This window comes from Pseudomonas sp. PS01270 (assembly GCF_029959775.1).
In the GTDB taxonomy this organism is placed as follows: Bacteria; Pseudomonadota; Gammaproteobacteria; order Pseudomonadales; family Pseudomonadaceae; genus Aquipseudomonas; species Aquipseudomonas atacamensis.
The window spans coordinates 18,641-37,831 of the sequence record NZ_JASCPT010000006.1 but is presented as its reverse complement, the minus strand read 5'-3'; the positions used below and the strand labels follow the sequence as shown (position 1 = coordinate 37,831).

Below are 19,191 nucleotides of genomic sequence, written 5' to 3'. Positions count from 1 at the left end.
TGATCTACCCTGTGGGAGCGAGCCTGCTCCGGGCGGCGTTCCGACGAAAGCTGATTGTCAGTCAACATCTGTGTTGAATGACACACCGCTTTCGCGAGCAGGCTCGCTCCCACAGGTTCGTCCGGCGTCAGCCCAACTAAGCTTATGAAACCACTTCAACCGGCTCCCCATCATGATCACCAGCCGCACGCCTTCCATCACAGGCCTTACCGGTCGCCCCGAGCGCCTGCTGATCCTCGGCAGCCTGCTGACCGTGATTGCGATGGTGTGCATCGTCACCTTCCTGCTGATCCGCGAGTACGCCAGTGCGCAGGAAGTCGCCACGCGCCGCGCCACGACCATCGCGCAATTGATCGATGCCGATGTGCTGCGCACCGTCGAGCTGTACGACCTGACGCTGCAAGGCCTGATCGCCGCCGCCCAGCGTGACGACCTGCAGAACGTCTCGCCGCAGATCCGTCATCTGGCGCTGTTCGATCGCTCTGCCACCGCGCGCTTCAAGGGCGACATCCTCCTGCTCGACAAGCATGGCGAGGTGATCGCCGACTCCTCGCGCATCGAAGCGAAACCGGGCAATTTCGCCGACCGCGATTATTTTCTCGCTCATGCATTCAACCGCGATATCGGCATGTTCATCAGCCGCCCGTTCAAGACCCGCTGCGATTGCGAAGAGGCCGATCAGTGGCGCATCAGCTTCAGCCGACGCATCTCCTCGCAGACCGGTGAATTCCTCGGCGTGGCGGTGGCGTCGCTGAAACTCGACTATTTCGACGACCTGTTCAAAAGCCTCGACATCGGCACCGACAGCACACTGAACATCATCAACAGCGATGGCGTGCTGCTCGCGCAGAAGCCCTATTTGCAAAGCGATTCGGTCGGCAAGAGTTTCGGCAACCGGCCCAACGTCGTGCGCATTCTCAGCGACCGCGATGGCAGCGGCAGTTTCACCAGCACTTCGAGTATGGATAAACAACGCCGGCTCTACACCTACTCGCGGGTCGGCAATCTGCCGTTGACCGTGATGGTGGCGCTGTCCAGCGAGGAGGTGTTCGGCACCTGGCGGCGCACGGCGATCCTGATCAGCGGCGCCACCGGCGTGTTGTGCCTGGGGCTGTTGTGGCTGACGTGGCTGCTCGCTCGGGAACTGCGTTTGCGCCATCGCGCCGAACGCGAACTGGCGCAACTGGCTGCCACCGATGATCTGACCGGCGTTGCCAACCGACGCATGCTCGACCAGACCCTGCGCCATGAGTGGTTCCGCGCGCAACGCTCGGGCCAGCCGCTGTCGGTGATGATGATCGATGCCGACCACTTCAAGGCCTTCAATGATCGCCATGGCCATCAGGCTGGGGATCAGGTGTTGCGCGAACTGGCCAAGGTAATCACCGCGAACGTGCGACGCCCGGCGGATCTGGTCGCGCGGTATGGCGGTGAAGAGTTTTCGGTGATTCTCGCCGAGACCGACAGCGCAGGAGCGCAGCAGATCGCCGAGCAGATTCGCCAGGCTGTGGAAAACTTGCCCTGGGTCGAAGGCGCTGAGCGGGCGATGACCGTGAGTATCGGCATCGCCACCTGGACATCGGCAAGCGAGATGACACTGGAGCAGTTGTTGTTTGCAGCGGACAAGGCGTTGTATCAGGCCAAGGAAGGCGGGCGTAATCGCGTTGTAGTGCCAGTTTAAAGTCAAAAGATCGCAGCCTTCGGCAGCTCCTACATCTGGAATGCGTTCCCCTGTAGGAGCTGCCGAAGGCTGCGATCTTTTGATCTTTTAAAGGGCATAAAAAAAGGCCATCCGAGGATGGCCTTCAAAAAACTAGAGAGGTTTTTTACTTACACCGCCGCAACCGGGCGCATGTAAGAGATTGGTGCGGTGCTGGCGTCTTCGAACGTCACCACTTCCCAAGCGTCTGTCTGCTCAATCAATTTGCGCAGCAGCTGGTTGTTCAGTGCATGACCGGACTTGAAGCCTTTGAACTCACCAATCAGGCTGTTGCCCAGAAGGTACAGGTCGCCAATCGCATCGAGGATCTTGTGTTTGACGAATTCGTCTTCATAACGAAGACCGTCTTCGTTCAACACGCCATCGGCATCGACCACGATCGCGTTTTCAACGCTGCCGCCGAGTGCGAGGTTGTGCTTGCGCAGGTACTCGATATCACTCATGAAGCCAAAGGTACGGGCGCGGCTGACTTCTTTAACGAACGAAGTGCTGGAAAAATCCACGCTTGCACTCTGGGTGCGGTCCCGGAATACCGGGTGATCGAAATCGATCTCGAAGCTCACCTTGAAACCTTCGAAAGGGACGAAAGTGGCGCGCTTGTCGCCGTCTTCCACTGTCACTTCACGCAGGATGCGGATGAATTTTTTGGCGGCGTCCTGTTCTTCCAGGCCTGCCGATTGAATCAGGAATACGAAGGGTCCAGCGCTGCCATCCATGATCGGGACTTCGGACGCGGAGAGCTCGACGTAGGCGTTATCGATGCCCAGGCCAGCCATGGCCGAGAGCAAGTGCTCTACCGTGTCCACTTTGACGTCGCCATTGATCAGCGTCGTCGACATAGTGGTTTCACCGACGTTTTCCGCGCGGGCAGGAATCTGCACCACAGGGTCGAGGTCAGCGCGACAAAACACAATGCCAGTGTCGACAGGCGCAGGCTTGAGAGTCAGATAGACCTTCTCACCGGAGTGCAGGCCTACACCTGTGGCACGGATAATATTTTTCAGTGTGCGTTGTTTAATCATGGCTTGGGCCGCTTCAGCGCAAATTGCGAACTGGTATCAACAAAGGCTGGCGATGATAGCAGACCATGCCTTTGCTGAACACCAATCACCTTCATAGCCCTGATACATTCCATCAATCGGCCTGACGACGCAGGAATGCCGGAATGTCCAGGTAGTCCAGGTCATCCTGCGGATTCATCTTCGCGGCAGCCGCAGCACCGGCCTGAGCCTGGTTGCGCATGACGGTCGGACGGTCCAGGTCACGGTAGTTCACCGCTGGCTGCTCCTGACGGGCCGGAGCCGGTTGTTGCACCTGCGCCGAAGCCATCGAGGTGTGAACGGTGTTGTCGATGACCTTTACAGGCTTCTCGATTTTCGCGCCCAGACCGGTGGCAACCACAGTCACGTGCAGCTCGTCGCGCATGTCCGGATCGATAACGGTACCGACCTTGACCATCGCGTGCTCGGAAGCAAAGGCTTCGATGATCGAACCAACGTCGGAGTACTCACCCAGGGACAGGTCAGGACCGGCGGTGATGTTCACCAGAATGCCGCGCGCGCCCTGCAGGTTGACGTCTTCCAGCAGCGGGTTGCGGATTGCCGCTTCGGTAGCTTCACGTGCACGGTTCGGACCGCTGGCGCAGCCAGTGCCCATCATCGCCATGCCCATTTCGCTCATCACGGTGCGTACGTCGGCGAAGTCGACGTTGATCATGCCCGGACGCTTGATGATGTCGGAGATACCGCGAACGGCACCGGCCAGAACATCGTCAGCCTTGGCGAAAGCCGACAAGAGGCTTGCGTCTTTGCCGAGGATGGTCAGCAGTTTTTCGTTCGGAATGGTGATCAGCGAATCGACGCTTTCCGAAAGCATGCGAATGCCTTCGTCGGCGATCTGCATACGCTTGCGGCCTTCGAACGGGAACGGACGGGTCACGACCGCAACGGTCAGGATGCCCATTTCCTTGGCCACTTCGGCGATGATCGGCGCTGCACCGGTACCGGTACCGCCGCCCATGCCGGTGGTGATGAACACCATGTTGGTGCCGGCCAGCACTTCAGCGATGCGCTCGCGGTCTTCCAGAGCGGCTTGACGGCCGACCTCAGGATTGGCGCCGGCGCCCAGGCCTTTGGTCACGCCGGTGCCCAGTTGCAGGATGGTCCGCGCGCCGATGTTTTTCAGCGCTTGAGCATCGGTGTTGGCGCAGATGAATTCAACGCCTTCGATGTTGCTCTTGACCATGTGATTGACAGCGTTGCCGCCGCCACCGCCGACACCGATAACTTTGATTACCGGGCTTGCGGGGATGTTGTCTACGAGTTCGAACATTTTCCCTCTCCTTACATTCTCTAGTTTTTTCGCCTACTGCTGTTTGTAGCGGTGTTGCGGTAAAGCTTTTAAAAATTGCCCTGAACCCACTTTTTCAGTCGGTCCAGCAGCGGCGCCTGAGGCTCTTCGCTGCTGTAGCTGTCGCGGCTGCCGATGCCGGAGAACGAAACTCCGTCGGACTGCTTTTGCAGGCCGTACATCAACAAACCGACGCCAGTGGAATAAATCGGGTTGCGCACCACGTCATCCAGACCTTTCACGCCATGCGGCACACCAAGGCGCACCGGCATGTGGAAGATTTCTTCGGCCAGTTCAGTGGCGCCTTCCATTTTCGACGTACCACCGGTGAGCACGATGCCCGCCGGAATCAGGTCTTCGTAGCCGCTGCGACGCAGCTCGGCCTGGATCAGGGTGAACAGTTCGTCGTAACGCGGCTCGACCACTTCGGCCAGGGCCTGACGCGACAGTTCGCGCGGTGGACGGTCGCCAACGCTCGGCACCTTGATGGTTTCACCGGCACCGGCCAGTTTGGCCAGGGCGCAGGCGTAACGGATCTTGATCTCTTCGGCGTACTGGGTCGGAGTGCGCAACGCCATGGCGATGTCGTTGGTCACCTGATCACCGGCAATCGGGATTACAGCGGTGTGACGGATCGCGCCTTCGGTGAAGATCGCGATGTCGGTGGTGCCGCCACCAATGTCGACCAGGCACACGCCCAGTTCTTTCTCGTCGTCGGTCAGCACCGAGTAGGCCGAGGCCAGTTGCTCGAGAATGATGTCGTCGATTTCCAGACCGCAGCGACGCACGCATTTTTCAATGTTCTGTGCAGCGTTGACGGCGCAGGTGACCACGTGAACCTTGGCTTCCAGACGCACGCCGGACATGCCCAGAGGCTCGCGCACGCCTTCCTGGTTATCGATCACGTAATCCTGCGGCAGGGTGTGCAGCACGCGCTGGTCAGCCGGGATCGCCACGGCCTGGGCGGCGTCGAGTACACGCTCAAGGTCCGCCGAGCTGACTTCGCGATCACGGATCGCGACGATGCCGTGGGAATTCAGGCTGCGGATGTGATTGCCGGCCACGCCGACGAACGCCGAGTGAATGCGGCAGCCGGCCATCAGTTGGGCTTCTTCGATCGCGCGCTGGATCGACTGCACGGTGGATTCGATGTTGACCACCACGCCCTTCTTCAGGCCGCGGGACGGATGCGTGCCGATCCCGACGATTTCCAGCTGGCCGTCGTCCGCGACCTCGCCTACCAGCGCCACCACTTTGGAGGTGCCGATATCCAGACCGACGATCATTTTGCCGCTTTGCACGTTTGCCATGGGTCCTGCCTCTTCTTAATTCTTTGCGACAGCGGGTTGGGCTGTCGTCGGCGCTACGGGTTCCCGCCAGCCAACAGCGAGGCCGTTGGCGTAGCGCAGATCGATGCGCGCAATGTTCGTAATCTGCTCTTTCAGCGTCTTGTCATAGATGGCGATGAAGCGGCGCATCTTTTCCACCAGGTTGCCGCGTCCCAGCAGCAACTCGATGCCGGGGCCGGAACTGCCTGCACCGGTGGTCAGGAACCAGCTGCCGCGTTCACGCAATTCCAGGCGTGCGATCGAAAAACCCAGCGGCCGCAGCATCTGGCTCAGCACCTGATACTGCTGCATCACCTGCTGCTGAGCCCGTTGTGGGCCGAACAGCTGCGGCAGGTGTTCATAATTCGCCAGTTCCTTGGGCGTGAACGCCTGGCCCTGGTTGTTGAGCAACGACTCGTCGCCCCAACGCGCCACCGGCAATTGCTCTTCGAGGCGGATCACTACCTGATCCGGCCACACCCGACGCACTTCGGCGTGGGCGATCCAGGGCATCTGCTCGAGCTCGGTACGCATACCGGCGAGGTCGATGGTGAAGAAGCTCGACGCCACGAACGGCGCGATCCGCTGCTGCACCGCCTGCTGGCTGATGTAGCTGAGGTCGCCCTGCACCGCGATCTTGCTGATCGGCCGGTCGGCGTACGGCAGCAAACGCTGCGCGCCTTCGTACGTACCAAAGCCCAGTGCTACCAGCAGCACCGGCCAGAACAGACTTTTCAGAAAGCCGAAATTGGCTTTCGGCAGGCGCGCGGACATCGGCTCTTTCGCCACCATTCGGCTGGCACCCCGCGGCACCGGCTTGCGGCCGGGTGCGGGTGGCTGATGTCTGAGATGAGCGCCTTGCATGGTCTTAACCTCGCGCCTCTGTTGCGCCTGCGTCTTCAACGCTGGCGGCCAGAATGGCCAGAACCAGTTGCTGGAAATCCAGACCGGCAGCCCGCGCCGCCATCGGCACCAGGCTGTGATCGGTCATGCCCGGTGCGGTATTGACTTCGAGGAACCAGAACTGCCCGTCGGCGTCCTGCATCACGTCCGCCCGGCCCCAACCGGCGATACCCAGCGCCTCACAGGCCTTGGCCGTGAGTTCCATGAGTTCCTGTTCCTTGGCCGCGTCGAGCCCGCACGGAATGCGGTACTGGGTATCGTTGGCGATGTACTTGGCGTCGTAGTCGTAGAACGTGTGCGGTGTACCCAGGGCGATAGGAGGCAACACCTGGTCACGCAGGGTGGCGATGGTGAACTCCGGACCTTGAATCCATTGCTCGACCAACACTTGCGAATCGTAGGTACTGGCCGCTTTCCATGCGTCGATCAACTCGGACGCAGAATTCACTTTGGCCATCCCGATACTTGAACCTTCATGCGCCGGTTTGACGATCAAAGGCAGGCCCAGTTCCGTCGCTGCGGAAATACAATCGGCTTCGCTGCACAGTACGGCGTGACGCGGCGTCGGAATCCCGAGGCTGTGCCAGACCTGCTTGGTGCGCAGCTTGTCCATCGCCAGTGCGGAAGCAAGAATGCCGCTGCCGGTGTACGGGATGCCGGCGCACTCGAGCAGGCCCTGCATGCTGCCGTCTTCACCGCCGCGACCGTGGAGAATGATGAACGCGCGGTCGATCTTTTCGCTGAGCAGACGCTGCAGGAAGTCTTCGCCCACATCGATACCGAACGCGTCGACGCCAGCGCTTTGCAGCGCCTCGAGCACGGCGTTGCCGGATTTCAGCGAAACCTCACGCTCGGCACTCAGGCCGCCGAAGAGCACGGCGACGCGGCCGAAGTCTTTCGGCGCGATGGTGGAGAACAGCTTGGCGTAGGCAGCAGTCATTTCAACTTCCCCTCGACCGGCGCCGCCACGGCGCCGGCGAACAATTCACTTTTCAACAGCTTCGGCGCGAGACCGCCGATATCACCAGCGCCCTGGCACAGCAGAATGTCGCCGGCGCGCAGCAGCGGCTTGACCAGCGGTGCCAGATCGACGCCACGCTCGATGTAGATCGGGTCGAGCTGACCGCGCTGACGGATGCTGTTGCACAGCTTGCGGCTGTCGGCGCCCGGGATCGGCTCTTCGCCGGCCGGATAGACTTCCATCAGCAGCAGCACGTTGGCGTCGGCCAGTACATTGACGAAGTCGTCGTACAGATCACGGGTGCGGCTGTAGCGATGCGGCTGGTAGACCATCACCAGACGACGCTCCGGCCAGCCACCGCGCACGGCTTTGATCACCGCAGCGACCTCGGTCGGGTGGTGACCGTAGTCGTCGACCAGCATCACGTTGCCGCCGTCTACCGGCAGTTCGCCGTAGACCTGGAAGCGTCGGCCAACACCCTGGAAGCCTGACAGGCCCTGAACGATGGCTTCATCGCTGACGCCTTCGTCGGTGGCGATGCAGATGGTCGCCAGCGAGTTGAGCACGTTGTGGTTGCCGGGCATGTTCACCGACACGTCCAGCGGCTCGCGATCCGGGCGCAGCACGGTGAAGAAGGTCTGCATGCCCTGCTGACGGACATTGATTGCGCGTACGTCGGCGTCTTCGCTGAAGCCGTAGGTCACGGTCGGACGTTTCACCAGCGGCAGGATTTCACGCACCACCGGATCGTCCAGGCACATCACCGCCAAACCGTAGAACGGCAGGTTGTGCAGGAATTCGACGAAGGTTTTCTTCAGTTTGTTGAAGTCACCGTCGTAGGTCGCCATGTGGTCGGCGTCGATGTTGGTGACCACGGCCACCAGCGGCTGCAGATGCAGGAAGCTCGCATCGCTTTCGTCGGCTTCGGCGATCAGGTAACGGCTGGTGCCGAGCTGGGCATTGGTGCCTGCCGCATTCAGGCGACCACCAATCACGAATGTCGGGTCCAGACCACCGGCCGCGAACACCGAAGCGATCAGGCTGGTGGTGGTGGTTTTGCCATGGGTACCGGCGACGGCGATGCCGTGGCGATAGCGCATCAGCTCGGCGAGCATTTCTGCACGCGGCACTACGGGAATGCGGCGTTCAAGGGCAGTCGCCACTTCCGGGTTGGACGTGTTCACTGCGCTCGACACCACCAGCACGTCGGCGGTAGCGGCGTTCTCGGCACGGTGACCGATGAAGATCTGCGCGCCGAAGGTTTCTAGGCGCTCGGTGACCGGCGACGCTTTCAGGTCGGAACCGGAGACTTGATAGCCCAGGTTCAACAACACTTCAGCGATGCCGCACATGCCCACGCCGCCGATGCCGACGAAGTGGATGCGGCGGATGCGGCGCATTTCCGGTTGCGGCATGGCTTTCTGATTCTCAACCATGGGCCACCTCCAGACAGGTATCGACCACGCTACGGGTGGCATCGGGTTTGGCCAGTCGGCGGGCCGCTTGGGCCATTGCTTCGAGTCGTTGCGGTTGCATCAAGACCTCTGTCAGGCGCGCGGCAAGATCCGCGGCACCAGTCGTTCTTTGCGGCATCAGGAAGGCAGCGCCTTCGCGGGCCAAATAATCGGCGTTGCGGGTCTGGTGATCGTCGATCGCGTGGGGCAAGGGCACCAGCATCGAGGGCAGACCGGCGGCCGCCAGCTCACTGATGGTCAACGCGCCAGCGCGGCACACCACCAGGTCAGCCCAGCCATAGGCCTGGGCCATGTCTTTGATGAACGGCTGCACCTGCGCTTCCACACCCACGGCGCGGTAACGCTCGGCAGTCACTTCATCGTGATTTTTGCCGGCCTGATGAAACACTTCCGGGCGCAGGTCGGCAGCGACTTGGGCCAGGGCTTCAGGCAGCAATTTGTTCAACGGTTCTGCGCCCAGGCTGCCGCCAAGGATCAGCAAACGCGCTTTGCGCCCGGCCAGCGCCGGTCGCGATGTGTCGAGGAACAGCTCGCTGCGCACCGGATTACCGGTGGTACGGCGGCTGTCCGACAGAGTAAAGGTGTCGGGGAACGCTTCACACACTCGGGCGGCGAACGGCACCAGCAACCGATTGGCGGTGCCGGCGACAGCGTTCTGCTCGTGAACGATCACCGGCACGCCGGCCAGTTTTGCGGCAAGACCGCCGGGGCCGGTCACGTAACCGCCGAAGCCAACCACGCACACCGGCTTCAGACGGCGCATGATCGCCCGCGCCTGCCACACCGATTTCAGCAGCATCAGCGGCGCCTTGAGCAGCGACAGCTTGCCCTTGCCGCGCAGACCGCTGGCGTTGATCCGGTGCAGTTCAAGCCCTGCCGCCGGAACCAGTTCGTTTTCGATCCCGCGTGGCGTGCCGAGCCAGTGCACGGTGTAGCCGCGCGCCTGAAACTCGCGGGCACAGGCCAGCGCCGGGAACACGTGGCCGCCGGTACCGCCGGCCATGATCAATACGTTAGCGCCCATGAGTCGGCTCCTCGGCGAAGTCGCTCTCCTGGAATTCCATCTCTTCGCTGCCCAGGTGGGTCCGACTCTCCCACTCGATGCGCAGCAACAGGCCCAGACAGGCGCAGCAGATCACCAGCGAGCTGCCGCCGTAACTGAGGAACGGCAAGGTCAGACCCTTGGTTGGCAGCAGGCCGACGTTCACACCGATGTTGATCAGGAACTGACCAATCCACAGGAACGACAAGCCGTAAGCCACGTAAGCGGCAAAGAACTGCTTGGCCTTCTCCGCCCACAGGCCGATGTACATGCCGCGAATACACACGAACACGAACAGCGCGACGGTGCACAGCGAACCGACCGCACCGAGTTCTTCGGCGAGTACCGAGAACACGAAATCGGTGTGCGCTTCCGGCAGGTAGAACTGCTTCTGCACGCTGTTGCCCAGGCCGACGCCCAGCCACTCGCCGCGACCAAACGCGATCAAGGCTTGCGACAGCTGATAACCGGCGCCGAACTGGTCGGCCCACGGGTCGGCGAAGTTGGTCAGACGCGCCATTCGATAGGGCTGCATCTGGATCAGCAAAACCACCGCGCCAACCGCCAGCACCACCATCAGCGAGAAGCGGAACAGCCCGACCCCGCCAAGAAACAGCATCGCCGCCGCCGCGCCCATCATGACTACGGTGGCACCGAAGTCCGGTTCCATCAGCAACAGACCGGCCATTGGCAGCAGAACGATGAACGGCTTGAAGAAGCCCATCCAGCTCTCGCGCACTTCTTTCTGCCGGCGCACCAGATAACCGGCGAGGTAGATCACCACGAACACCTTGGCGATTTCCGACGGCTGCACGTTGAAGAAGCTGAAGCCGATCCAGCGCATCGAACCGTTCACTTCGCGGCCGATGCCGGGGATGATCACCATCACCAGCAGGCCGAACGCACCGATCAGCATCATCCAGCCGAGGCGCTGCCAGGTGGCGATCGGGATCATCATGGTGACGATGCATGCACCCAGACCCAGCACTACATAGATAAGGTGGCGAATCATGTAATACAGCGGACTGCCCGACTGCGCCGCCGCCACTTCGGTGGACGCCGAAGCGATCATGATCAGGCCCAGGCCGAGCAACGCCAGGCAACCGGCGAGCATCGGGAAGTCGAGGTCGATGCCACGCCCGGTGATCAGCGGCGACGGGTACGGCTTGATGATGTTTCTCAGGTTCATGCCAGTTCCTCCACAGTACGGACGAACTGGTGACCACGGTCTTCGTAATTCTTGAACATGTCGAAACTGGCGCAGGCCGGGGACAGCAGCACCACATCGCCGGGTTGGGCAGCGGCGCGGCATTGCGCGACGGCGTCGACCAGCGAGGACGCGCGGATCAGCGGCACGGCATCACCGATGGCCTCGCCGATCTTGTCGGAGTCGCGGCCCATCAGGATCACGGCGCGGCAGTTGGCCGCCACCGGATCACGCAGATCATTGAATTCGGCGCCCTTGCCGTCACCGCCGGCGATCAGAATGACCTTGCCGTCGATGTCCGCGCCGAGGCCTTCGATCGCGGCCAGAGCGGCGCCAACGTTGGTGGCTTTGGAATCGTTGTAATAGGCCACGCCGTCGAGATCGCGCACCCACTGGCAGCGATGCTCGAGGCCGGCAAACGTACGCAATGCAGAGAGCATGGCGTCGAACGGCAGGCCCACCGCGTGACCCAGTGCCAATGCGGCGAGAGCGTTGGACTGGTTGTGCGCACCGCGAATCTTCAGATCACGCACCGGCATCAGGTTCTGGAATTCGAAGGCCAAGTACTTCTCGCCGTCTTCTTCGCGGATCCCGAACGCTTTGAAATCCGGTTTGCTCAGGCCAAAGGTCCAGCATGGCTGGCCTTCGCCGATCAATGGACGGCTCAGGGCGTCCTGACGGTTGACCACAAACTGCTTCGCGCCCCGGAAGATCCGGTGCTTGGCCAGGTGATAGGCCGGCAGACCGCTGTAGCGATCCATGTGGTCTTCGCTGATGTTCAGTACGGTGGCGACCTCGGCGTTGAGCTGGTCGGTGGTTTCCAGCTGGAAACTCGACAACTCCATGACGTACAGCTCGACATCATCGCTGAGCAGATCCAGCGCCGGGGTGCCGAGGTTGCCACCGACAGCGACGCGCTTGCCGGCCGCAGCTGCCATCTCGCCGACCAGAGTAGTCACGGTGCTTTTCGCGTTGGAGCCGGTAATGGCCACGATCGGCGCCCGCGCGTTACGCGCGAACAACTCGATGTCGCCGGACATTTTCACGCCACGGGCGGCGGCGGCTTGCAGGGCCGGGGTCGCCAGCGCCAGGCCGGGGCTCACGTAGAGCTCGTCGGCACGGCAGAGGAATTCGACGTCCAGCTCGCCACAACGCACTTCCACGTGCGGATAGTCACGCTTGAGCGTGGCCAGTTCCGGTGGATTTTCCCGCGTGTCGGCCACGGCAAACGACGTGCCCTGGTTCGCCAGGAAGCGAACCAGGGACATGCCGCTCTTGCCGAGGCCGACAACGATGCGGAAGTGGTCAGAAGCGATCAGAGACACTCGTTCTACCTCAGCTTCAGGGTGGCAAGGCCGACCAGGACGAGAATCACGGTGATGATCCAGAAACGGACGATCACGCGCGGCTCGGGCCAGCCCTTGAGTTCAAAGTGGTGGTGAATCGGCGCCATGCGGAACACGCGGCGACCGGTCAGCTTAAAGGAGGCAACCTGAATGACCACTGACAGGGTTTCCATCACGAAGACGCCGCCCATGATGAACAGGACGATTTCCTGACGGACGATCACCGCGATGGTGCCCAGTGCCGCGCCGAGTGCCAGGGCACCGACGTCGCCCATGAACACTTGCGCTGGATAAGTGTTGAACCAGAGGAAACCGAGGCCGGCACCGATCAGCGCGCCGCAGAACACAATCAGCTCGCCCGCACCCGGTACGTAAGGAATCAGCAGATACTCGGCGAATTTCACGTTACCCGACAGGTAGCAGAAAATCCCCAGGCCGCCGCCGACCATCACCGTCGGCATGATCGCCAGGCCGTCGAGGCCGTCAGTCAGGTTGACCGCGTTGCTCGAACCGACAATCACGAAGTAGGTCAGCACGATGAAACCGGCGCCCAGCGGAATGCTGTAGTCCTTGAGCATCGGCAGGATCAAGGTGGTTTCCACCGGCGTGGCGGCAGTCATATAAAGGAAGATCGCTGCGCCGAGGCCGAACACCGACTGCCAGAAGTATTTCCAGCGGCTCGGCAGGCCACGGGAGTTCTTTTCGATGACTTTGCGGTAATCGTCGACCCAGCCGATGGCGCCGAACAGCAGGGTCACCAGCAGCACCACCCAAACGTAGCGGTTGCTCAGGTCAGCCCAGAGTAGAGTGCTGACGCCGATCGAAGACAGAATCAGCGCGCCACCCATGGTCGGCGTACCGGATTTGGACAGGTGCGATTGCGGGCCGTCGTTACGTACCGACTGGCCGATCTGACGGTTCTGCAGAGTACGGATCATCCACGGGCCATAGCACAGCGACAAGACCAGCGCGGTCAGCACACCGAGAATCCCGCGCAGGGTCAGGTACTGGAAGACCGCGAAGCCTTTGTAGAACTGTTGCAGATACTCCGCTAGCAGCAGCAGCATTAATGTTTCTCCAGACTGGACCCGCACAGAGCCGCAACGATGTTTTCCATCGCTGCGCTGCGCGAACCCTTGATCAAAATGGTGGTGTTTGTGTCCTGCTCGGCGGCGAGGGCCTGGATCAGCTCGGCCTGGGTGCCGAAGTGCTGCGCCTGCTCACCGAAAGCGTTTACGGCGTGGACCATGTTCGGCCCGACCGCGTAAAGCGCGGAAACCTTGCCTCGGGCGTACTCGCCCACGTCGCGGTGCCCCTGCTCCGCCCAGTCGCCCAACTCGCCGATATCTCCGAGCACCAGGACGGTGCGGCCGGAAAAGCCGGCGAGTATATCAACGGCCGCACACATCGAGGTGGGGTTTGCGTTGTAGGTGTCATCGATCACGCGCATGCCGTTTTTCGCCAGTTGCGCGACGGTGCGCCCCTTGACCGGTTGCACCGCGCCCAGCCCAGTGGCGATGCCGAACAGCGAAACGCCCAAGGCGTGGGCAGCAGCGGCGGCAGCCAGGGCATTGGCGACGTTATGGGTACCGAGCAGATTCAGTTGCACGCGCTCGCTACCTTCAGGGGTGTGCAGATTGAACGCCGGGCAACCGCGGGCATCGGTGGCCAGATCGCTGGCGTGGAAATTCGCCTCGCTGTTGCTCAGGGCGAAGGTCAACACTTGACGACCGGCAGCGCGGGTCTTCCAAATAGCGAAAGCCTTGTCGTCGAGGTTGAGTACGGCGATGCCATCGGCGGCCAGACCCTCGATGATTTCGCCTTTGGCTTCGACGATTTTTTCCGGACCGCCGAACTCACCGACGTGAGCGGTGCCGGCGTTGTTCAGGATCGCTACGTGCGGCTTGGTCAGGCCGACGGTGTAGGCGATTTCACCGAGACGCGAAGCGCCCAGTTCGATCACGGCCGAGGTGTGTTCCGGCGCCAGTTCAATCAGGGTCAGCGGTACGCCGAGGTCGTTGTTCAGGTTGCCACGGGTCGCCAGCACCGGACCGCGCGTGCGCAGGATGCTCGCGAGCATTTCCTTGACCGTGGTCTTGCCACTGGAACCGGTCACCGCCGCCACGGGCTGGGTGAACGCAGCACGGTTCAACGCGCCGAGTTGGCCCAGCGCCTGACGGGTGTCCTTGACCAGCAATTGCGGCAACGCGCTGTCGGCGACTTCGCGCTCGACCAGTGCCGCTACGGCGCCTTTGCCGGCAACGTCGTTCAGATAATCATGACCGTCGAAACGCGGGCCGGTCAGGGCGATGAACAGCTGGCCCGGCTGAATCGCCCGACTGTCGATGCTGACGCCGTCGAAACTCGCGTCAGCGCCGATCAAACGGGCTTCGAGCGCGTTGGTCAATTCGCTGAGTGTCAGGGCGTTAAGCATGGGCAACCTCCCACGCGGTCAGGGCATGATCGGCCTCGACCAGATCGGAAAACGCATGGCGCACGCCGTTGATTTCCTGATAGTCCTCGTGACCTTTGCCGGCGAGCACAATCACGTCGTCAGCGGTTGCGCCAGCAATCAATTGCGCAATGGCCTGACCGCGACCGGCGACGAAAGTGACTTTATCCACAGCGGTGAAACCGGCACGGATGTCGTCGAAAATCACCGCAGGATCTTCGGTGCGCGGGTTGTCGTCGGTGACCAACACTTGGTCGGCGAGGCGCTCGACCACTTCGGCCATCAACGGACGTTTGCCACGATCGCGATCACCGCCGCAGCCGAACAGGCACAGCAGTTGGCCTTTGACGTGCGGGCGCAGCGCAGTGAGAACCTTTTCCAGCGCATCGGGTGTGTGGGCGTAATCGACCACCACCAGCGGCTGCGTACCACCACCCAGACGCTGCATGCGCCCGGCCGGGCCTTCGAGCTTCGGCAGCACTTTGAGAATTTCGTCGAGGGCGTAATCCAGACCGAGCAAGGCGCCGACTGCGGCCAGCACGTTACTCAGGTTGAAACGACCAAGCAGCGTACTGCGCAGGTGATGCTCGCCCTGCGGCGTGACCAGCGTGGCGCGTACACCATGGTCGTCGAACTGCGCTTCGCGGCAGAACAGGTAGGCACTGCTGTCGAGCAGGCTGTAGGTGATCAAACGCGACTCGCGTTTTTCCGCCGCCAGTTGCCGGCCGAAATCGTCGTCGAGGTTGACCACGCGGCACTTCAGGTCATTCCAGGCGAACAGCCGGGCCTTGGCCTCGGCGTACGCCTGCATGGTGCCGTGATAATCCAGATGATCGCGGGACAGGTTGGTCATCACCGCCACGTCGAACGCCAGCGCGGTGACCCGGCCCTGATCCAGACCGTGGGACGACACTTCCATGGCCACGGCTTTCGCGCCGGCCTTTTTCAGGTCACCCAGGGTTGCTTGCACGGCAATCGGATTCGGCGTGGTGTGCAGGCCGCTTTCCAGCGCGCCGTAGAAACCGGAACCCAGCGTACCGACGATGCCGCAATGCTGGCCGAGCAGATCCAGCGCCTGCGCGACCAATTGGGTCACGCTGGTCTTGCCATTGGTGCCAGTGACGCCGATCAGGTTCAGATGGTGACTCGGCTCACCGTAAAAACGCCCGGCGATGTCCGACAGCTGCGCCGCCAGACCTTTGACCGGAATCAGCGGCACGTCAGTGATCGGCAGCACGGTGGCGCCTTCGACTTCATAAGCCACGGCAGCCGCGCCGCGTTGCAAGGCATCGGCGATGTGCGCACGGCCATCGAAGCGGCCACCGGGCACGGCGAGAAACAGATCGCCGGCGCGCACGTTGCGGCTGTCCAGCGCCAGTTCACGGATCAACAGATCGTGGCCGGCGTGGGGGAATATCTTGTTCAGACTTAATGACATCAGCCGCGCCCTCCATTGGCTTTCAGCGGAACGACCGGGGTGGCATTGGCCTGTTGGGTGGTCGGCAGGTTGTCCGGGGTCACGTTCATCAGGCGCAGGGTGCCGGACATCACACGGCTGAACACTGGCGCCGACACCAGACCACCGAAGTAACCGGCCTTGGTCGGCTCATCAATCACCACAACAATGGCGTAACGCGGATCGCTCATCGGGCCGAAGCCGGCGAACAGCGAACGGTAGGAGTTTTCCGCGTAGCCTTTGGTGCCGACCGAGGTCTTGCGCGCGGTACCCGACTTGCCGCCGACGTGATAAGCCGGCACCTGCGCACGGAACACGCCGCGCGGCGCTTCGATTACCTGCTGCAACATGCCCTGCATGGTTTTCGCCACGGCTTCCGGCAGCACTTGGGTAGTCTGCGGCATCTTGTCGGTTTTGATCAGGGTCAGCGGCGCGAGACGACCGTTGTTGGCCAGTGCCGAGAAGGCATGCACCAGTTGGATCGCAGTCACGGAAATACCGTAGCCGTAAGACAAGGTTGCAGTTTCAGCCTTGCGCCATTCGCGGTAGTTGGGCAGATTGCCGACACGTTCGCCGGGGAAGCCCAGGCCGGTGTCCTGACCGAGGCCGACTTTCTGCGCGAGACGGAAAATCGTTTCGCCGCCGATATCGAAGGCGACTTTACTCATGCCGACGTTACTGGAATTGATCAGGATGCCGGTCAAGTCGAGCACCGGCCCTTCGGTCTTCGACACGTCTTTGATGGTGTATTTGCCGATCTGCAACGAGCCCGGATACACCTCGACGGTGTCGCTCGGTTTCCAGCGGCCGGTTTCGATCGCCGCGCTCATGGAAATGGCCTTCATGGTCGAACCCGGCTCGAACACGTCGATCATGGCGCGGTTGCGCATCATCGCCGGTTGCAGGTTGCGACGGTTGTTCGGGTTGTAGGTCGGCTGGTTGACCATGGCCAGAATCTCGCCGGTCTTCACGTCCATGATCACCAGACTGCCGGCCTTGGCGCCGTTCTCGATGATCGCGTTGCGCAACTCGCGGTTGGCCAGGTATTGCAGACGCAGGTCAATCGACAACGCCAAGGGCTTGCCGGCCTTGGCGTTCTTGGTGACTTGAACATCCTTGATCAACCGGCCCCGGCGATCCTTGATGACTTGTCGTTTGCCCGGCACCCCGGCCAGCCATTCGTCATAGGCCAGCTCGACGCCTTCACGGCCGTGATCGTCGATGTCGGTAAAGCCGACCATGTGCGCGGTGACTTCACCGGCCGGGTAGAAGCGGCGGAATTCTTCGATGCCGTAGACGCCCGGAACTTTCAGATCGAGCACAGCCTGACCTTGCTCGGGGGTCAGCCCGCGCACCAGATAAATGAATTCTTTGTTGGCCTGGGCTTCGAGGCGTTCGCTCAGGGCTTTCGGGTTCTGGCCCAGCGCGGCGGCGAGTGCCGGCCACTTCTCTTTGGCCGACTGCATTTCCTTGGCGTTGGCCCACAGCGTGGTCACCGGCGTACTGACCGCCAGAGGCTCGCCGTTACGGTCGGTGATCAGGCCACGGTGCGCCGGAATCGGAATGTGGCGCAGGCTGCGCGCGTCGCCCTGGCCTTTGAGGAAGTCACGGTCGACCACTTGCAGGTCGATGATGCGCCAGCAGATCGCCGCGACCATCAGACCGAGCAGCGCCACCATCAGGCGGAAGCGCCATGGGAACAGTGCGCCTTCGAGTTTCATCATGGCGCCACCATCTTCACGTCAGCCGCGCCAGGGATGTGCATTTTCAGTTGTTCAGTGGCCAGCACTTCGATGCGGCTGTGCGCGGTCCAGGTGCTCTGCTCGAGAATCAGCCGCCCCCACTCGGCCTGCGCCTTGTCGCGCACGCTGAGTTCGTTATAAAGGGTGTTGAGCAACTGCCGGTTCCAGTGCGCGCTGTACGACACGGCAATGGCCGAAAACAGCACGCCGATAAACAGCAGCAGCATCAGAAAGCTGCCGCCGGGCAGTGGTTTGGCGAAAAGCTTGCTCACCGCAACTTCTCCGCGACACGCATGACGGCGCTACGGGAACGTGGGTTGGCTTTGAGTTCGGCGTCGGAGGCCGTCTGCGCTTTGCCGTGGATTTTGATTTTCGGTTCGAAGGCGACGTGGCGAACCGGCAGGTTGCGCGGCAGGTTGTCGGCCTCGCCTTTCACCAGCTTGCGCATGAACAGTTTGACGATGCGGTCTTCCAGCGAGTGGAAGCTGATGACCACCAGACGGCCGCCAACTTCCAGCGCTTCCAGCGCGGCGTCGAGGCCGGCTTCCAGATCGCCGAGTTCGTTATTGACGTGAATGCGCAAACCCTGGAATGCGCGGGTGGCCGGGTTCTTGCCCTTTTCCCACGCCGGGTTGGCGACTTTCAGCACTTCGGCCAGATCGGCGGTGCGCTCGAACGGCTTGATGTCACGGCGCTCGGCAACGGCACGGGCCATACGCCCGGAGAAACGTTCTTCGCCGTATTCCTTGAACACCCGGGCGATTTCTTCCACCGGCGCGGTGTTGACGAATTCGGCAGCGCTGATGCCACGGGACGGGTCCATGCGCATGTCCAGCGGCCCGTCATTGAGGAAACTGAAGCCGCGCTCGGCGTCATCGAGCTGCGGCGACGACACGCCGAGGTCGAGCAGAATGCCGCTGACCTTGCCGGTCAGGCCTTGCTCGGCAACCACCGAACCGAGCTCGGCAAAGCTACGCTGCACAACGACAAAGCGGCCGTCTTCGGCCGCTAGCGTTTGCCCGGTGGCAATCGCTTGAGGATCCTTGTCGAATCCGATGAGTCGACCGTCCGGCCCGAGTTGGCTGAGGATCAACCGGCTGTGCCCGCCGCGCCCGAATGTGCCGTCCAGATAGCAGCCATCAGGACGTACGGCGAGAGCCTCGACGGCTTCGTCAAGCAGTACGGTGATGTGGTTAAAGCCGCTATCAAT

16 protein-coding genes are annotated in these 19,191 nt (G+C 61.9%); 1 reads left to right on the top strand and 15 read right to left on the bottom strand.

Annotated elements, in window-relative coordinates; translation table 11 throughout:
* The first annotated feature begins 172 nt into the window (after nt 1–172).
* The gene (locus QMX86_RS03955) at nt 173–1,681 is read left to right on the top strand and encodes a sensor domain-containing diguanylate cyclase (RefSeq protein WP_282383577.1); all 1,509 of its coding nucleotides are present in this window, start codon (nt 173–175) and stop codon (nt 1,679–1,681) included.
* Nucleotides 1,682–1,830: 149 nt separating this feature from the next.
* Here the strand turns inward: QMX86_RS03955 and lpxC are convergent, their stop codons facing one another.
* The 15 genes from lpxC to rsmH form a co-directional block, all read right to left on the bottom strand.
* On the bottom strand, nt 1,831–2,742 hold the full coding sequence (gene lpxC / locus QMX86_RS03950) for a UDP-3-O-acyl-N-acetylglucosamine deacetylase (protein WP_007916984.1): 912 nt from the start codon (nt 2,740–2,742) through the stop codon (nt 1,831–1,833).
* Nucleotides 2,743–2,854: 112 nt separating this feature from the next.
* Complete coding sequence (ftsZ, locus tag QMX86_RS03945) at nt 2,855–4,051, bottom strand: cell division protein FtsZ (RefSeq protein WP_016773283.1); 1,197 nt, start codon at nt 4,049–4,051, stop codon at nt 2,855–2,857.
* Nucleotides 4,052–4,119: 68 nt separating this feature from the next.
* Nucleotides 4,120–5,379: a cell division protein FtsA gene (gene ftsA / locus QMX86_RS03940; RefSeq protein ID WP_016773282.1), complete on the bottom strand. Its 1,260-nt coding sequence runs from the start codon at nt 5,377–5,379 to the stop codon at nt 4,120–4,122.
* A 15-nt stretch (nt 5,380–5,394) separates the two neighbouring features.
* Complete coding sequence (locus tag QMX86_RS03935; RefSeq protein ID WP_073473459.1) at nt 5,395–6,261, bottom strand: cell division protein FtsQ/DivIB; 867 nt, start codon at nt 6,259–6,261, stop codon at nt 5,395–5,397.
* A gap of 4 nt (nt 6,262–6,265) precedes the next feature.
* On the bottom strand, nt 6,266–7,240 hold the full coding sequence (locus tag QMX86_RS03930) for a D-alanine--D-alanine ligase (RefSeq protein ID WP_016773280.1): 975 nt from the start codon (nt 7,238–7,240) through the stop codon (nt 6,266–6,268).
* Nucleotides 7,237–8,697 carry a UDP-N-acetylmuramate--L-alanine ligase gene (gene murC / locus QMX86_RS03925; protein WP_024014243.1) on the bottom strand — a complete coding sequence of 487 codons (1,461 nt, stop codon included), beginning with the start codon at nt 8,695–8,697 and terminating at the stop codon, nt 7,237–7,239. Before murC ends, QMX86_RS03930 begins: the two co-directional genes overlap by 4 nt.
* Nucleotides 8,690–9,760, bottom strand: a complete 1,071-nt coding sequence (murG, locus tag QMX86_RS03920; protein WP_016773277.1) for an undecaprenyldiphospho-muramoylpentapeptide beta-N-acetylglucosaminyltransferase — start codon at nt 9,758–9,760, stop codon at nt 8,690–8,692. The genes murC and murG overlap by 8 nt, the downstream gene beginning before the upstream one ends.
* Nucleotides 9,750–10,961 (bottom strand): putative lipid II flippase FtsW, encoded by a 1,212-nt coding sequence (gene ftsW / locus QMX86_RS03915; RefSeq protein ID WP_172667897.1) that lies wholly within the window; start codon nt 10,959–10,961, stop codon nt 9,750–9,752. Before ftsW ends, murG begins: the two co-directional genes overlap by 11 nt.
* A 2-nt stretch (nt 10,962–10,963) precedes the next feature.
* A complete protein-coding gene (murD, locus tag QMX86_RS03910) occupies nt 10,964–12,310 on the bottom strand; it encodes a UDP-N-acetylmuramoyl-L-alanine--D-glutamate ligase (RefSeq protein WP_282383582.1) in 1,347 nt (448 codons plus the stop codon).
* 5 nt (nt 12,311–12,315) lie between these two features.
* Nucleotides 12,316–13,398, bottom strand: a complete 1,083-nt coding sequence (gene mraY / locus QMX86_RS03905; protein WP_016773275.1) for a phospho-N-acetylmuramoyl-pentapeptide-transferase — start codon at nt 13,396–13,398, stop codon at nt 12,316–12,318.
* Nucleotides 13,398–14,765, bottom strand: coding sequence for a UDP-N-acetylmuramoyl-tripeptide--D-alanyl-D-alanine ligase (gene murF, locus QMX86_RS03900; RefSeq protein WP_282383584.1), 1,368 nt, complete (start codon nt 14,763–14,765; stop codon nt 13,398–13,400). Before murF ends, mraY begins: the two co-directional genes overlap by 1 nt.
* Complete coding sequence (locus QMX86_RS03895) at nt 14,758–16,221, bottom strand: UDP-N-acetylmuramoyl-L-alanyl-D-glutamate--2,6-diaminopimelate ligase (RefSeq protein ID WP_016773271.1); 1,464 nt, start codon at nt 16,219–16,221, stop codon at nt 14,758–14,760. The genes murF and QMX86_RS03895 overlap by 8 nt, the downstream gene beginning before the upstream one ends.
* The gene (locus QMX86_RS03890; RefSeq protein ID WP_174823877.1) at nt 16,221–17,960 is read right to left on the bottom strand and encodes a penicillin-binding protein 2; all 1,740 of its coding nucleotides are present in this window, start codon (nt 17,958–17,960) and stop codon (nt 16,221–16,223) included. Before QMX86_RS03890 ends, QMX86_RS03895 begins: the two co-directional genes overlap by 1 nt.
* Nucleotides 17,960–18,253, bottom strand: coding sequence for a cell division protein FtsL (gene ftsL, locus QMX86_RS03885; protein WP_016773269.1), 294 nt, complete (start codon nt 18,251–18,253; stop codon nt 17,960–17,962). Before ftsL ends, QMX86_RS03890 begins: the two co-directional genes overlap by 1 nt.
* Nucleotides 18,250–19,191, bottom strand: a complete 942-nt coding sequence (gene rsmH / locus QMX86_RS03880) for a 16S rRNA (cytosine(1402)-N(4))-methyltransferase RsmH (RefSeq protein ID WP_110603100.1) — start codon at nt 19,189–19,191, stop codon at nt 18,250–18,252. The genes ftsL and rsmH overlap by 4 nt, the downstream gene beginning before the upstream one ends.

What these genes read in the sequence shown, in the direction of transcription:
- mraY (WP_016773275.1), bottom strand. Translation starts at nt 13,398, where the DNA reads ATGCTGCTGCTGCTAGCGGAGTATCTGCAACAGTTCTACAAAGGCTTC.
- QMX86_RS03935 (WP_073473459.1), bottom strand. Translation starts at nt 6,261, where the DNA reads ATGCAAGGCGCTCATCTCAGACATCAGCCACCCGCACCCGGCCGCAAG.
- murF (WP_282383584.1), bottom strand. Translation starts at nt 14,765, where the DNA reads ATGCTTAACGCCCTGACACTCAGCGAATTGACCAACGCGCTCGAAGCC.
- QMX86_RS03930 (WP_016773280.1), bottom strand. Translation starts at nt 7,240, where the DNA reads ATGACTGCTGCCTACGCCAAGCTGTTCTCCACCATCGCGCCGAAAGAC.
- ftsZ (WP_016773283.1), bottom strand. Translation starts at nt 4,051, where the DNA reads ATGTTCGAACTCGTAGACAACATCCCCGCAAGCCCGGTAATCAAAGTT.
- QMX86_RS03895 (WP_016773271.1), bottom strand. Translation starts at nt 16,221, where the DNA reads ATGTCATTAAGTCTGAACAAGATATTCCCCCACGCCGGCCACGATCTG.
- murG (WP_016773277.1), bottom strand. Translation starts at nt 9,760, where the DNA reads ATGGGCGCTAACGTATTGATCATGGCCGGCGGTACCGGCGGCCACGTG.
- QMX86_RS03890 (WP_174823877.1), bottom strand. Translation starts at nt 17,960, where the DNA reads ATGAAACTCGAAGGCGCACTGTTCCCATGGCGCTTCCGCCTGATGGTG.
- murC (WP_024014243.1), bottom strand. Translation starts at nt 8,697, where the DNA reads ATGGTTGAGAATCAGAAAGCCATGCCGCAACCGGAAATGCGCCGCATC.
- QMX86_RS03955 (WP_282383577.1), top strand. Translation starts at nt 173, where the DNA reads ATGATCACCAGCCGCACGCCTTCCATCACAGGCCTTACCGGTCGCCCC.
- ftsA (WP_016773282.1), bottom strand. Translation starts at nt 5,379, where the DNA reads ATGGCAAACGTGCAAAGCGGCAAAATGATCGTCGGTCTGGATATCGGC.
- lpxC (WP_007916984.1), bottom strand. Translation starts at nt 2,742, where the DNA reads ATGATTAAACAACGCACACTGAAAAATATTATCCGTGCCACAGGTGTA.